This is a genomic window from Pseudomonas sp. ASL7, assembly GCF_056680375.1.
On sequence record NZ_CM155279.1, the window covers coordinates 1 to 14492 of the forward strand.

The 14492-nt window shown below is 58.9% G+C and carries 15 protein-coding genes; 10 read left to right on the forward strand and 5 right to left on the reverse strand.

The window, feature by feature from the left end; all coding sequences use genetic code 11:
- Window positions 1–63: 63 nt before the first annotated feature.
- Window positions 64–2118, reverse strand: coding sequence for a S9 family peptidase (locus AC1MDT_RS00005; protein ID WP_480420121.1), 2055 nt, complete (start codon window positions 2116–2118; stop codon window positions 64–66).
- A 200-nt stretch (window positions 2119–2318) separates the two neighbouring features.
- Here AC1MDT_RS00005 and AC1MDT_RS00010 point away from each other — a divergent pair, with 200 nt between their 5' ends.
- From AC1MDT_RS00010 to AC1MDT_RS00020, 3 genes are read left to right on the forward strand one after another with little or no spacing between them, the layout of a single operon-like run.
- A complete protein-coding gene (locus AC1MDT_RS00010) occupies window positions 2319–2816 on the forward strand; it encodes an MFS transporter (protein ID WP_480420122.1) in 498 nt (165 codons plus the stop codon).
- Window positions 2817–2848: 32 nt separating this feature from the next.
- Window positions 2849–3625, forward strand: a complete 777-nt coding sequence (locus AC1MDT_RS00015; protein ID WP_480420123.1) for a class II glutamine amidotransferase — start codon at window positions 2849–2851, stop codon at window positions 3623–3625.
- A 13-nt stretch (window positions 3626–3638) separates the two neighbouring features.
- Complete coding sequence (locus AC1MDT_RS00020) at window positions 3639–4181, forward strand: DUF2937 family protein (RefSeq protein WP_480420124.1); 543 nt, start codon at window positions 3639–3641, stop codon at window positions 4179–4181.
- A gap of 183 nt (window positions 4182–4364) precedes the next feature.
- Here AC1MDT_RS00020 and AC1MDT_RS00025 read toward each other — a convergent pair whose 3' ends face one another.
- Window positions 4365–5279, reverse strand: a complete 915-nt coding sequence (locus AC1MDT_RS00025; protein WP_480420125.1) for a LysR family transcriptional regulator — start codon at window positions 5277–5279, stop codon at window positions 4365–4367.
- A 158-nt stretch (window positions 5280–5437) separates the two neighbouring features.
- On the opposite strand from AC1MDT_RS00025, the gene AC1MDT_RS00030 reads away from it, so the two are divergent.
- The 4 genes from AC1MDT_RS00030 to AC1MDT_RS00045 are packed head-to-tail and all read left to right on the forward strand — an operon-like array spanning window position 5438 to window position 9145.
- Window positions 5438–6724 carry an MFS transporter gene (locus AC1MDT_RS00030; protein ID WP_480420126.1) on the forward strand — a complete coding sequence of 429 codons (1287 nt, stop codon included), beginning with the start codon at window positions 5438–5440 and terminating at the stop codon, window positions 6722–6724.
- 44 nt (window positions 6725–6768) lie between these two features.
- The gene (locus AC1MDT_RS00035; RefSeq protein ID WP_480420127.1) at window positions 6769–7521 is read left to right on the forward strand and encodes a 5-oxoprolinase subunit PxpA; all 753 of its coding nucleotides are present in this window, start codon (window positions 6769–6771) and stop codon (window positions 7519–7521) included.
- Complete coding sequence (locus AC1MDT_RS00040) at window positions 7518–8222, forward strand: 5-oxoprolinase subunit B family protein (protein WP_480420128.1); 705 nt, start codon at window positions 7518–7520, stop codon at window positions 8220–8222. Before AC1MDT_RS00035 ends, AC1MDT_RS00040 begins: the two co-directional genes overlap by 4 nt.
- A complete protein-coding gene (locus tag AC1MDT_RS00045; RefSeq protein ID WP_480420129.1) occupies window positions 8219–9145 on the forward strand; it encodes a 5-oxoprolinase subunit C family protein in 927 nt (308 codons plus the stop codon). Before AC1MDT_RS00040 ends, AC1MDT_RS00045 begins: the two co-directional genes overlap by 4 nt.
- A gap of 119 nt (window positions 9146–9264) precedes the next feature.
- Here the strand turns inward: AC1MDT_RS00045 and AC1MDT_RS00050 are convergent, their stop codons facing one another.
- Together AC1MDT_RS00050 and AC1MDT_RS00055 are read right to left on the reverse strand one after the other, a co-directional pair.
- Window positions 9265–10443: a vWA domain-containing protein gene (locus AC1MDT_RS00050; RefSeq protein WP_480420130.1), complete on the reverse strand. Its 1179-nt coding sequence runs from the start codon at window positions 10441–10443 to the stop codon at window positions 9265–9267.
- Window positions 10444–10476: 33 nt separating this feature from the next.
- Entirely contained in the window at window positions 10477–11322 is an 846-nt protein-coding gene (locus AC1MDT_RS00055) for an AAA family ATPase (RefSeq protein WP_480420131.1), read from the reverse strand.
- A gap of 202 nt (window positions 11323–11524) precedes the next feature.
- Between AC1MDT_RS00055 and AC1MDT_RS00060 the strand changes: the two genes are divergently transcribed.
- Together AC1MDT_RS00060 and AC1MDT_RS00065 are read left to right on the forward strand one after the other, a co-directional pair.
- The gene (locus tag AC1MDT_RS00060) at window positions 11525–11755 is read left to right on the forward strand and encodes a DUF4160 domain-containing protein (RefSeq protein WP_480420132.1); all 231 of its coding nucleotides are present in this window, start codon (window positions 11525–11527) and stop codon (window positions 11753–11755) included.
- Window positions 11743–12246: a DUF2442 domain-containing protein gene (locus AC1MDT_RS00065; protein WP_480420133.1), complete on the forward strand. Its 504-nt coding sequence runs from the start codon at window positions 11743–11745 to the stop codon at window positions 12244–12246. Before AC1MDT_RS00060 ends, AC1MDT_RS00065 begins: the two co-directional genes overlap by 13 nt.
- Here the strand turns inward: AC1MDT_RS00065 and AC1MDT_RS00070 are convergent.
- Complete coding sequence (locus AC1MDT_RS00070; protein WP_480420134.1) at window positions 12243–13319, reverse strand: AsmA family protein; 1077 nt, start codon at window positions 13317–13319, stop codon at window positions 12243–12245. The genes AC1MDT_RS00065 and AC1MDT_RS00070 overlap by 4 nt on opposite strands.
- Before the next feature lie 127 nt (window positions 13320–13446).
- Between AC1MDT_RS00070 and cysK the strand changes: the two genes are divergently transcribed.
- On the forward strand, window positions 13447–14421 hold the full coding sequence (cysK, locus tag AC1MDT_RS00075) for a cysteine synthase A (RefSeq protein ID WP_480420135.1): 975 nt from the start codon (window positions 13447–13449) through the stop codon (window positions 14419–14421).
- Window positions 14422–14492 lie beyond the last annotated feature (71 nt).

A 14492-nucleotide genomic window follows, 5' to 3' on the forward strand; every position in this document is an offset into this window, starting at 1 on the left:
TGCTACAGAGAACCGCATTAGCCCGGTGTCTGGTGTTAAGACCAACACTCCGGACCAAGTTCCTCAGGCGATGCCCCAAACCTTGAAAACAAATGCATATTCGAGTGCTACGTCACGCAATCCCTGGTATCGACCGCTCATCCCGCCATGCCCAGCGCCCAATTCGGTCTTGAGCAGGAGAGGGTGGGTGTCGGTTTTGGTCGCGCGTAATTTCGCCACCCACTTGGCCGCTTCCCAGTACTGCACGCGACTGTCGTTGTAGCCGGCGATCACCAACGTGGGCGGATACGCTTGCGCGGTGACGTTTTCGTACGGGGCGTAGGCCTTGATCCGATCATAAACGTCCGGCTCTTCAGGATTGCCCCACTCGTCGTATTCGGTGACGGTCAGCGGCAGGTCCGGGTCGAGCATGGTATTGAGCACGTCGACGAACGGCACTTCGGCTATCGCGGCGCCGAACAGCTCCGGCCGCATGTTGAGCACTGCGCCGATCAGCAGACCGCCGGCGCTACCGCCGCTGATCGCCAATTGCGACGGCGTGGTAAAGCCATTGGCAATCAGGTATTCGGCGCAGGCGATGAAATCGCTGAAGGTGTTGTGTTTGTGTTCCTGCTTGCCGGCGCGATACCAGGCTTCGCCCAGTTCACCACCGCCACGCACGTGAGCGATGGCAAACGCCACGCCGCGGTCGAGCAGGCTGAGGCGAGCGTGAGAGAACCACGGGTCGAGGCTTTCTCCGTAGGCGCCGTAGCCGTACAGATACAGCGGTACAGGTTTTCCGAGTGCTTCGCGTTTGACCACGAGGCTGATCGGCACTCGCGTACCGTCAGGCGCCGTCGCCCACAGGCGCTGGCTGACGTAGGCGTCGGCGTCGAAAGGACCGAGCACCGGGGTTTCCTTGAGGATTTTTTGCGCGCCGCTCCCCAGCTCAAGCTGGCGGATTTGCGCCGGACGGTTCAATGCCTCGTAGCGCAGACGGATTTTATCGCTGACAAATTCCAGGCTGTTCTGTACATGCAGGCTGTAAGCCGCATCTGGAAGTTGCACGCGGTAGCTCGGCAGGTCGTGAGGATGGACTTCGATGATGGGCAAGCCACCCTCGCGCAAACTCAGGGTCATGGCCCCGGCATTCAGGCTCATGCCGTCGATCATCACGGTGTCGCTGTGCGGGATCAGGTTCTGCCAGTCGGCTTCGGTTGGCGCCACGCCCGCGTCGATGGCGTGGTACAGCGCAAAGTTGATGCCGTCGCGGTTGGTCCGTATGAACCAGGCCCATTGGCCGTCGAGCGCGCCATGATCGACATCGTATTCATGGTCTTCAACGCGTGGCGCCAGGCAGGTAAAGACCTGCTGCGGCTGGTTCGCGTCGAGGACCCAGACTTCGCTGGTGGTCTTGCTGCCCAGGGACAGCAGCAATTGCTGCTCGGAGCTGGAGCGGTAGCAATGCAAGAAGAATCGACCGTCTGGCTCATGGAAGACTTCTTCGGCCGCGGTGCCGTCCAGTCGATAGCGCAACAGTTTGTGCGGGCGATGGGTATCGTCCAGCTCGCCGAAGAATAGCGTCAGGCTGTCGTTGGCCCAGGTCATGCTGCCGTCGCAGTCCTGAAACTCCAGTTCGCTGACGCGGCCGTCGGATAATTCCTTCACGAATAGCGTGTAAATCTCATCGCCGGTGGTGTCGAGGCTGTAGGCCAGGCGCTGATGATCGGGGCTGACGCTGAACGCGCCGAGGGAGAAGAAGCCGCCATTGGCCAGTACGTTCGGGTCCAGCAGCAGTTCTTCCCGACTTTCGTCGAGCTGCAGGCTGTCATCGGCTGGACGTGGGCAGCGGTAATGGCGGGCGTATTCGTCACCCGCCGTGGTGCGCGTGTAATACAGGTACGGGCCCCAAGGGGAGGGCAAGGACAAGTCCGTCTCGAGAATCCGGCCCTTGATCTCTTCGAACAGGGTTGCACGCAGCTTGGCCTGGTCGGCGGTTTGTGCCTCTTGATAGCTGTTTTCAGCCTTCAGGTAGTCGAGCACCGCATCGGTGTCACGCTCTTGCAGCCAGGCATACGGGTCATCGCCGTCGGCCTTTCGGGCAATCGGAGCGTCGGAAACATTGGCGGATAGGGGCATGGAGGGCTCTCGAACAATGTACTGAATAGGAAGTGATACTTGTGGGAGCGAGCCTGCTCGCGAAGGGGTCAGCACATTAAACAACACTGTTGACTGACACACCGCTTTCGCGAGCAGGCTCACTCCCACATGGATTGCGCTTAGGGCAAGCCTGATGTGCGAAAAGTCGTTACTATAAGCGCCTCTTTGCCTGCCTTGCCATGGACACCATGACCGAGAACGACTATCTGATCGCTTGGGGCCTCTACGCCTTTGCCGCTTTAGGCTGCTTGTTAGTGTGGATGCGGATGACCCGTTGGATGTGGCGCTGGCTGCGCGAGCCACTGCGGCTGCTGATGGCCGTGTTGCTGTTCAGCCCGACCATCATCGACCCGGTGAAGGATAAGGTCGCGCCGGCCATCGCCATCACCGCCCTGGACCTCGCCTTCAAGGTGGGTAACAACGTCTGGCGGGCGATTTCCGATCTGTTCATGTACGGCATGATCGTCTTCGGCATCTACCTGGTTTTCGTGGTGATCCGCTTCCCCATCGAACGCGCGTCCAAGGCTCGCAAGGAACGGGCGGCCGCCGCGCAAGCTGCGCAAAAGGCTGACGAGCCGGAAGATGACCAGCCTTTCGGCGGTGCCGGCGATGATCGTTACGGTCGTCCGCCCGTCCCGAGCAACCCTCAGCGGTTACGGGTCGAACCGCGTTTGTAACCTTGCCCCCGCCTTGAAGCGAGAGTCCGAGCATGTGTGAGTTATTGGGCATGAGCGCCAATGTGCCGACCGATATCGTGTTCAGCTTCACCGGGCTGATGCAACGTGGCGGCCGTACCGGGCCGCACCGTGACGGTTGGGGCATCGCTTTCTACGAAGGCCGTGGCCTGCGACTGTTCCAGGACCCGGCGGCAAGTTGCGAGTCCGAAGTGGCGAACCTTGTGCAGCGCTATCCCATCAAGAGCGAAGTGGTGATCGGGCATATTCGCCAGGCCAACGTCGGCAAGGTCTGCCTGTCCAACACCCATCCTTTTGTGCGCGAACTGTGGGGGCGCAACTGGTGTTTCGCCCACAACGGCCAGCTCGCGGACTTTCAACCGACCGCCAGTTTCTATCGCCCCGTTGGCGATACCGACAGCGAAGCGGCGTTCTGCGATTTGCTCAACCGCGTGCGGGCGGCGTTCCCGGAACCGGTCGAGGTCGAAGCACTGCTGCCGGACCTGGTGGCCGCCTGCGCCGAGTACCGCAGCAAGGGCGTGTTCAATTGCTTGCTCAGTGATGGCGACTGGTTGTTCTGTTACTGCTCGACCAAACTGGCGCAGATTACCCGTCGTGCACCCTTCGGCCCGGCACGTTTGAAGGATGTCGATGTGATCGTCGATTTCCAGGCCGAAACCACTCCCAACGACGTGGTTACGGTGATCGCCACCGAACCCCTGACCGAAAACGAAACCTGGACCCGCTATGAACCGGGCCAATGGAGCCTCTGGCGACGCGGCGAATGCGTCAGCCAAGGCAAGACCGAATAAGGATCTCTCCCCCATGTTGCTCAGTTATCTACGGCTGGTGTTGTTTGCGGCGGGCCTGTTGATTGGCGTCCAGGTGCCGGGGTTTCTCAGCGATTACACCAAGCGGGTTGAAGCGCATTTGATTGAGGCGCAGACCGCTTTAAGCGGTTTTCAGGGCACAGCCAATCAGTTTTTCAAGGGTGACATGCAGGATCTGGTTGCCCATTACCGCGCCAGCGAAGACCCGGTTTTCCGCAGCGATGCCGAGAGCCTGAGCACCTTGCTGTCCCGCCAGTTGGCACTGGATAAGCAGTTCCAGGCCATGCAGGGCCCATGGTACATCCGCGTGTTGCAAGTGGCGTTGGCGGCTGACCCGGACATTCGCAAGGAAACCTGGAATGGCTACAGCTACCAGATTCTGCTGACACCGGAAGCGATGATCTGGGGCATGAGTGGCGCGCTGCTGTTGTCGTTCGGGATCGAATGTCTGTTCCGGTTGATCGACTGGGTGGTGCTGGGCGGAAAACGCCTGCGCCAGAGCCGGCCGATTGAAGATCGGGATGTGCGGGGCCTCTAAGCCATTCACTGGCTCCTGTAGCCGCTGGCGAAGCCTGCGTCCGCCCCGGTAGGAGCGAGCTTGCTCCGGGCGGCGTTCCGACGATAAACCTGAAGGCGACGCATTTTCCTACAGCACGCTTCATCGTTCACGTCCATCGCGAGCAAGTTCGCTCCTACAGGGACGGACGCCAGCTACAAAAGCTTAGTCAGCCAGGACGATGTAATCGTCACCCACCTTGCGCGCATACGCCTCCAGCACCTGCTGACACAACGCAACAATCTCCTCGACCCATTCCACGCCAATCCGCCATGACACCACGACCGGCAAATTCGGTGGTCGTTGTTCAATGGCCAGCAACGTCAATTCCCCCCGCGCCAGTTCCTCGGTCACCAGTACAGGCGGCAGTGCGCCAATGCCAAATCCGTCGCGCAGCAACCGGGTAATCGCCGACACCGAATTCACGCAGTTCAGCCGTGGCGCCATGACGCCGTTGGCCTGCATCAGACTCAAGACATCCTGATGGGGATGGGAGTTTTTCGAGTAAGTAATGACCCGTTCCCGGGCCAGATCGGCGATGCCCGAATACTCGCGGTTGTAAATCGAGTTAGTGGCCACAATCCAGCCCATGGGGTGGCTGGCCAGCTCCAGGCTGCGCACGCTTTCCTGGCGCAGCAAGTCGGTTTGCAGGATCAGGTCGAGGAAGCCTTTTTGCAGCTGATCGCAGAGGTTGAGCGAGGTATCAGCCACCAGCTCGATTTCCACCAGTGGATAGTGATCCGTCATCTGCGCCACTAACGGGCTGAGCCAAGTATGGATGACCGTGTCCATGACGCCGATCCGCACGCGTCCGACCTTGCTCGAACGCGTCTCGATCGACTGCTTGAGGGCTTGCATGGTGTCCATCATCTGCTCGGCATATTCGAGCACTTTCAAACCTTCGGGTGTCAGGCTCACGCCGCGCGAATCACGCAAAAACAATTTCACCCCGAGCTCGCCTTCGAGCACGGCGATGCGGCTGGAAATCGACGCTTGGGTGGTAAAGAGCTTGTCAGCCGTCAGGCGGAAACTTTTGAGTCGGGCGACCCAGACGAAGGTCTCGAGAAACTTCAGGTTCATGGGGACAACTCGTGGATAAAGATTTCTTATGTCTAAGGCGGGGTTTTATTAGTTGGACTTGGCAGGGCCTGGCGCCCAAAAATCGGCGCATCCGGTTCCCACGATAGGCGTCGTCGGGGCTCAGAACAATACCAATAAAATTAGCGCGGAGATTTGCCATGAGTGCGCCCGACACGCTCGACATCCCCAAGGCGACGGCTCGACCGGGACCTTTCGACTGGTACCGCAACATCAATCAACAAGAGCGCCGCACTTTCTGGAGCTGCAAGATCGGCTACGGTCTGGACGGCATGGACACCCAGATGCTCAGCTTCGTGGTGCCGACCCTGATTGCGATGTGGGGCATCAGCACCGGGCAGGCCGGGCTGATTCACACCAGCACGCTCATCGCCTCGGCTATCGGCGGTTGGGTGGCGGGGATTCTGTCCGACCGCATCGGTCGCGTACGCACCTTGCAACTCACAGTGCTGTGGTTTGCCTTCTTTACTTTTCTCTGCGGCTTCGCCCAGAACTACGAACAACTGCTGATCAGCCGCACCTTGATGGGCTTCGGTTTCGGTGGTGAATGGACCGCCGGTGCAGTGCTGATGGGGGAAGTGATTCGCGCCAAGGACCGTGGTAAAGCGGTGGGCATGGTGCAATCGGGTTGGGCATTGGGTTGGGGACTGACGGCGATTCTGTATGCGCTACTGTTCTCGGTTTTGCCGCCGGAAGACGCCTGGCGCGCACTGTTTATCCTTGGCATAGTGCCAGCGATTTTCGTGATCTTTGTCCGCCGGCTGGTCAAGGACCCGGAGATTTATCGCCAAGCCAAAGCCAGGCAAGAGCCGAGCAACCCGGCGAAGTTCTACGAGATTTTCGCGCCAGGTATCCTCTTCACTACGATTCGCGCTTCCGTGCTGACCACCGGTGCACTGGGCGGTTACTACGCGATTACCTCCTGGCTGCCGACTTTTCTGAAGAACGAGCGCGGTTTGAGCGTACTCGGCACGGGTGGATATCTGGCGATGGTGATCGTCGGTTCCTACGTCGGTTATGTCATCAGCGCGTATTTGACTGACATCCTCGGTCGCAAAAAGAACTTCATTCTGTTCGCGGTCGGCTCGTTCACCATCGTTCTGCTCTATACCCAATTGCCCGTCAGTAACGGTGTGATGCTCTGGTTGGGTTTTCCGCTGGGGTTCTTCGCCTCAGGAATTTTCAGCGGCATGGGTGCGTTTTTGACCGAATTGTTTCCGACGCGGATTCGCGGTTCTGGGCAGGGCTTTTGCTACAACATTGGCCGGGCGCTGGCGGCGTTGTTCCCGTTGTTGATTGGATTGCTTAGCCAAACGGTGCCACTAAGTGTAGGCATCGGGGCTTTCGCGGCGGTGTCCTACGGGGTGGTGATACTCGCGGCACTAAGTTTGCCGGAAACCCGTGGCAAGCAACTGGATGCGCAGTAATCTGCCTACATCTGAAGAGAATAATACCTACAGGAGTGTTCACCGTGAGCCGCCTGCTATTGAACTGTGACATTGGCGAGAGTTTCGGCAACTGGACCATGGGTCTGGACGCCGAGGTCATGCCTTTCATTGATTGTGCCAACATCGCCTGCGGCTTCCACGCCGGCGACCCGAGCATCATGCGCAAAACGGTCAGCCTGGCCCTGAGCCACGGCGTGCAGATCGGTGCTCATCCGGCCTATCAGGATCTGGTGGGGTTCGGACGACGTTCCATGGCCTACACCGCCCAGGAACTTCAAGACATTCTGCATTATCAGATCGGCGCACTCGATGGCATCTGCCGGGCGCAGGGCGGGAGCCTGAGTTACGTCAAGCCCCATGGGGCGATGTACAACGACATGATGGCCAACCCGGCGCAATTGCGCGCGGTGCTTCAGGCTGTTGCGTCCTACGACCGGCAGTTGCCGCTGATGCTGATGGCCACTCGCGACAACAGCGCCGCCCGGCAAATGGGCGATGAATACGGCGTAACGCTGTGGTTCGAGGCCTTCGCCGATCGCGCTTACGACAGCGCGGGCATGCTGGTGTCGCGGCAATTGCCGGGGGCGGTGCATCACGATCCCGAGAAAATCATCGAACAGGCACTGATCATTGCCCGTGGCGGTGCCCTCACCGCCAGCGATGGCAGCGCCTTGCACCTGCAGGCCAACACCCTTTGCGTGCACGGCGACAACGCCAGTTCGGTAGCCGCCGTGCGGCGTATTCGTGCCGCCTTAGATCAGCAGAGCGCGCCATGAAACTTCGCGTGGAGGTGGTGGCGCTGGATTGCTTGATGGTGCGTCTGTTCGATGAAATCGCTGAAGCCAACATGCCGTGGATGCTCGCGGCCAGCGAAAGCCTGCGTTCGGCGTTCGGGGAGTGTTTGATCGATCTCGTGCCGTCCTATACCACAGTAATGGTGCATTACGACCTGACGGCGCTGAATCCATCTCAGGCCCGGGAACTGATCGCCGAAGCCTTGATCGACCTGTCGCCCAATGCTCACACCCGCGGCAAATGTCATGTGCTGCCGGTCTGGTATGACCTGAGCGTTGGCCCGGAATTGAATCTGTTGTCCAAGCGCAGCGGGTTGGCGGTGGCAGAGGTGATCCGCCGCCACAGCGAGCACGAGTATCAGGTGTTTGCGCTGGGCTTTGCACCGGGCTTCGCTTTCATGGGGCTGGTGGAGGAAGTGCTCGCCGCGCCGCGTCTGAACACTCCGCGCAAAAAGGTCGCCGCCGGCAGTGTCGGTATCGCCGAACGGCAAACCGCTGCTTATCCGGTGGTTTCTCCCGGCGGCTGGAACCTGATCGGCCGTACCTCGGCCAAATTGTTCGACCGTGAGCGCGACGGCTACAGCCTGATGCAACCGGGCGACACGGTGCGTTTCGAGGCGGTCGGCCATGCCGAGTTCATCAGCCTGGGCGGTGACGACACGCCGTTGGAGGCGCAGGCATGAGCCGTCTATCGATTGAAGCGAGTACACCACTGTGCCTGTTGCAGGACGCGGGCCGATTCGGCGTGCGACACCTGGGCGTTACTCAGGGCGGCGGGCTGGATTGGCGATCGATGTCCTGGGCCAATTGGCTGCTGGGCAATGGATTGGATGCACCGGTGATCGAAATCACCCTTGGCGGGTTCACCGTGGTGGCCGAAGAAGATTGCGTGCTGGCGTTGGCCGGGGCGGATCTGGGCGCACAGGTGGATGGCGAGGCGTTGGCGCCGTGGCGCAGTTTCAGGCTGAACAAAGGTCAGCGATTGCAGTTCACGCAACCGCTGCTTGGGGCGCGAGCCTATCTGGCGGCACCCGGCGGGTTTGATGCACCGAAGGTGTTGGGCAGCAGTGCGACGGTGGTCCGTGAGGCACTCGGTGGCCTGGATGGAATGGGCAGGGCGTTAGCCAAAGGCGCGCCGTTGAGTTACTCCGGGAGTGGCTTGTTACTGCTGCGGGAACTACCGGTAGAACATCGGCCGGACTTCAACGTCAATTTGCCGTTGGATTTGGTGCTGGGTGCACAGATCGGCAAATTCAGCGGACAAAGTACGTTCGACGCGTTCAACAGCGTCTGGACCCTCGATAGCCGTGCCGATCGCATGGGCATACGCCTGCTGGGAACGGCGTTGCAGTACGAGGGCAAACCGATGATTTCTGAAGGTATCCCGCTGGGTGCAGTCCAGGTGCCACCGGACGGGCAGCCGATCGTGCTGCTCAATGATCGGCAGACCATTGGCGGGTATCCGCGATTGGGGGCGTTGACGCCGTTGGCGTTGGCGCGGCTGGCGCAGTGTTTGCCGGGGGCTAAGGTGCGGTTGCGACCGGTGGTGCAGGAGGTGGCGCATCGGGAGCACATCGAATATCTACAGCGCTTTCTAAAGAGCTAAAAGCATCGCGAGCAAGCTCGCTCCCACATTGGATCGGTATTGCTCACACATTTTGTGAACGACACATACTCCTGTGGGAGCGAGCTTGCTCGCGATAGCGCCCGAACAGACAGTGAAGATTACTTGGAAAGAAACCGCATCCCTTCTTCAAGCCCCCGCAACGTCAGGGGGTACATCTGGTCATCAATCAAATCGCGCACGATATTGGTCGAAGATGTATAGCCCCACGTATCTTTTGGATACGGATTGATCCAGATGAGCTTCTTGAACTTCTCCTTGAAGCGCTGCATCCACACGTAACCTGCTTCTTCGTTCCAGTGCTCGACGCTGCCTCCGGCCTGGGTGATTTCATAAGGCGCCATGGCGGCATCGCCGATGAAGATCACTTTGTAGTCGGCGCCGTACTTGTGCAACAAATCCTGGGTCGACGTGCGCTCGGAGGTGCGGCGCATGTTGTTCTTCCACACTGATTCATAAATGAAGTTGTGGAAATAGTAGTACTCCAAATGCTTGAACTCGGTCTTGCAGGCCGAAAACAGCTCTTCGCAGATCTTCACATGGGCGTCCATCGAGCCGCCGATGTCAAACAACAGCAACAGCTTGACGGTGTTACGCCGCTCCGGACGCATCTGGATGTTCAGCAGGCCGGCATCGCGCGCGGTGTGGTCGATGGTGCCATCGATGTCGAGCTCTTCCGCCGCGCCTTGACGGGCGAATTTGCGCAACCGCCGCAGGGCAACCTTAATGTTGCGCGTGCCCAACTCCACCGAATCGTCGAGGTTCTTGTACTCGCGCTGATCCCAGACCTTGACCGCTTTGCCCTGGCGCTTGCCAGCATCACCGACCCGAATACCTTCCGGGTTGAAACCACCGGAACCGAAGGGGCTGGTGCCGCCGGTGCCGATCCATTTGTTGCCGCCGGCATGGCGTTCTTTCTGTTCTTCGAGGCGTTTCTTGAACTCTTCAATCAGCTTGTCCAGGCCGCCGAGGGACTGGATCGCTGCCCGCTCTTCGTCGGTCAGGGAACGTTCGAATTCCTTGCGCAGCCAGTCTTCAGGAATCAACGCCTGAAGGTGATCGTCGAGTTTTTCCAGGCCATTGAAGTAGGCGCCGAAGGCCCGGTCGAACTTGTCGAAATGCTTTTCGTCCTTCACCAGAATCGCCCGTGACAAGTAATAAAACTCGTCCATGTCGGCGAAGGTCACGCGCTGTTTCAGCGCGTTGATCAGGTCCAGCAGTTCGCGCACCGAGACCGGCACTTTGGCTGCACGCATTTCATTGAACAGGTTAAGCAGCATGGCTATTGCCCTCTATCTTGTTAAACAGAGGGATCAGCGAGTGCCGCGACGGCTCATGAACGCCAGGCGCTCAAGCAATTGCACGTCCTGTTCGTTCTTCACCAGCGCGCCGGCCAGCGGTGGAATGGCCTTGGTCGGGTCGCGCTCGCGCAGCACCGCTTCGCCGATGTTGTCCGCCATCAGCAGCTTCAGCCAGTCCACCAGTTCGGAGGTCGATGGCTTTTTCTTCAGGCCCGGTACCTTGCGCACGTCGAAGAACACGTCCAGCGCTTCGCTGACCAGGTCTTTCTTGATGTTGGGGTAGTGCACGTCAACGATCTTCTGCAGCGTGACGCGGTCGGGGAAGGCGATGTAGTGAAAGAAGCAGCGGCGCAGGAAGGCGTCCGGCAGTTCTTTCTCGTTGTTGGAGGTAATGATGATGATCGGGCGTTTCTTGGCCTTGATGGTTTCGTCGATCTCGTAAACGTAGAACTCCATCTTGTCGAGTTCTTGCAGCAGGTCGTTAGGGAACTCGATGTCGGCCTTGTCGATTTCGTCGATCAGCAGGATCACCCGCTCTTCGGATTCGAAGGCTTCCCAGAGCTTGCCCTTTTTCAGGTAGTTGCGAACGTCGTGGACCTTGTCGGTGCCCAGCTGCGAGTCCCGCAGGCGGCTGACCGCGTCGTACTCGTACAGGCCCTGATGTGCCTTGGTGGTGGACTTGATGTGCCAGGTGATCAGCTTGGCGCCGAAGGACTCGGCCAGTTGCTCGGCGAGCATGGTCTTGCCGGTGCCCGGTTCACCCTTGACCAGCAGCGGCCGCTCCAGGGTGATGGCGGCATTGACCGCGAGTTTCAGGTCATCGGTGGCGACATAGGCCTGGGTGCCTTCGAACTTCATCTGCTAATCCTCGATCAGTAATGCCGACCTGAACGAAGCAGGGCGGTGCGCAATAGTTGTAGTACCCGACTATAACGCGGCGCCCGGTCGACTGTGAACGCAGACGGCCTATTCAGTCTCTGAATAGAGCGTCACATCTTGACTCAGTCTCGGCGGCTGGCCAGTATTGTGCTATCGCCATCTTGGCGATAGCTTGCGGTGCATGTCTACTAAATATCGATTTCGCGATACGTACCGCATTCAGTTGCGGGAGAAGGATCACCCGCCACCCCATGTGCACCTGACGGGTGGTGGACTCGACGTGATGCTTAGCCTGCAAACCGTCGAAGTGATGGTCGGCAAGGCGCCGCCGCTGATAATCAAGGAAGCGCTGGAATGGGTCAGGGCCCATCAAGTGCAACTACTGGAGGATTGGAAACGATGTTACCCATGAAACGACCACGGCTGGCGTCGGTGAAGGCCTTGACGGATTACCGCCTGGCGCTGAGCTTTATCGACGGCCGGCAACTGACCCTCGATTTGAGCCGTGACCTGCGCACCTTTCCAGGTTTGCAGCCATTGCTGGAGGCGGGTGCATTCGAGCGTGCGACCCTGGGCGATGAGGGCTGGAGCGCCGAGTGGCCTGAGCAGGACATCCAGATTGGCGCCGATACGCTCTATCTGGACGCGCTCGCGCAAAACGCGTCCGACGAAAACACGCGGATCTTCATCGATTGGCGTGCCCGTAGTGGTTTGCCCCTGAATCAGGCGGCTGAAGCACTGGGGGTCAGTGCTCGCACCATCACTCGCTACAGCAGCGGTCGTGAAGCGGTGCCTCGATCGTTGGCACTGGCCTGTCTGGGCTGGGATTTCTTGCAGCAACAATCGAGGCCGGCGCGGGCCGCTGAAGAAAGCGGTCGCTACACCATCACTCGAAAACCTTAGCCTGCATCCGGCTTCGGTCGCTCATACTGGGCAGTGAATGCCTGAATGAAACCATTACGTAAAATCTGCAAAAACGCCTGGAACGCGCTGACATCTTGTCGATGTACACTGCCGCTGAGCTCAACGCGAGTCGCAAACTGATTCTTGGCCTGGTTTTTCAGCACCGTTTCGGAGCCCCCGACGATGGCCTCCCAAATCGATCGGAAAATCCCTTTGTCTTTGTTTTCAACGTCCTGATGCCAATTGAACACTTCTACGTCCTTCAGTAGCGGTTTGATGTAGCCGCTCAATTGGGCTTTTTTGGCCTGGGCTTCGATCACCACATCTCCGTGGCCGGCGTTGAAGTCGAATTTGCCGTAGGCCGAGGCGAAGTCGTTCAGGCGTTTGAGTTCGATGTTCTTGACCCGCAGGCGGAATTCGAAGTCTTCGAAGTTGCTCATCGGGTCGAACGTGGCGGTGGTTTCCAATGGCGCCTGCCCCAATAGCAGCGCCTTGCCTTCGAAGCGGGCATCTCGCTTGCCTTTGGTATCGACCACGTTGGTCAGGTTAAAAATGCTGGCATTGACCTGGGTGGCGTTCAGATTGACGGGGGGCTTGGAATTGAAGTTGCGGAAGCTGATCTTGCCGTCGTAGATGCGCACTTCGTTTAACGTGATAGGGAGCAACTTGCCCAGTTGAGCTCGCCAGTCGGTGCCCTGACCCGTTTGCGAGTTTTGCTTATTGGCGCCGCCATCGACGAAATTCACTTCAGGATTGAAGAACTGTACCTCGGCCATCACCGCGTGGTCGTACCAAAGTGAATGCCAGCTGACGGAGAGGTCAATCAGCGGCGCATTGACGAAGGGCACCGGGACTTTGCCGTCGACTTTTACGATCTTCAGTCCATTGATTTTATAAGCACCGCGCCACAGGGCCAGGTCGACGTCGGTGACCTGGCCTCGGTAGGCGTCCATGTCTGCCAATTTGTCGTTCAGGTAATTGCGCACCATGTAGGTCAAGGCGATGTGCAGGGCAATCAGCAGCACAACGACACCGGCGAGGGTCCACAGGGGCCAGCTGTATTGGCGTTTCATGATGGCAAATCTCTGGCGTTATAAAGCCATTGACTGTTGCGGTGCCCGGACGTTCGCCTGAACTGGACGACTACCGGCAAGAAGCATACCTTTGGCAGTTAATTCAACGCTGTACAAGGACCCAGCCATGAGCCGTATTTTCGCTGACAACGCCCATTCCATCGGCAATACGCCACTGGTGCAGATCAACCGCATCGCCCCGCGTGGCGTGACAATCCTGGCCAAGATCGAAGGGCGCAACCCTGGTTACTCCGTCAAATGCCGGATCGGTGCGAATATGATCTGGGATGCCGAAAGCACTGGCAAACTCAAGCCGGGCATGACCATTGTCGAACCGACCTCGGGTAACACTGGCATCGGCCTGGCGTTCGTTGCCGCTGCCCGTGGTTACAAATTGATGCTGACCATGCCGGCCTCCATGAGCATCGAGCGACGCAAGGTGCTCAAAGCACTCGGCGCTGATCTGGTGTTGACCGAGCCCGCCAAAGGCATGAAGGGTGCGATCGAAAAAGCAGGCGAAATCGTTGCCAGTGACCCGGCCAAGTACTTTATGCCTTCGCAGTTCGATAACCCTGCCAACCCCGCCATCCACGAAAAAACCACGGGTCCGGAAATCTGGAACGACACCGACGGTGCGGTCGATGTCCTGGTGGCAGGCGTTGGAACAGGTGGAACCATTACCGGGGTTTCGCGGTATATCAAGAATACCCAGGGCAAACCGATTATCTCGGTGGCGGTGGAGCCCGTATCGTCCCCGGTCATCACCCAAGCGTTGGCTGGTCAGGAAATCAAACCGAGCCCGCACAAGATCCAGGGCATCGGTGCCGGTTTTGTGCCGAAGAACCTTGATCTGTCGATCGTCGATCGGGTCGAGCTGGTGACTGACGACGAATCCAAGGCCATGGCGCTGCGCTTGATGCAAGAAGAAGGGATTTTGTGCGGGATCTCCTGCGGCGCCGCCATGGCAGTAGCGGTTCGCCTGGCGGAAACTCCGGAAATGCAAGGCAAAACCATCGTCGTGATCCTGCCGGACTCGGGTGAGCGCTACTTGTCGAGCATGTTGTTCAGCGATCTGTTCACCGAACAGGAGAATCAGCAGTAGAAGCGGCCGCAGGTTCGGGCCGCGTTCGGACTATCTTTTGACTTCTGGCAGGGCTGATTCAGATCAGCCCC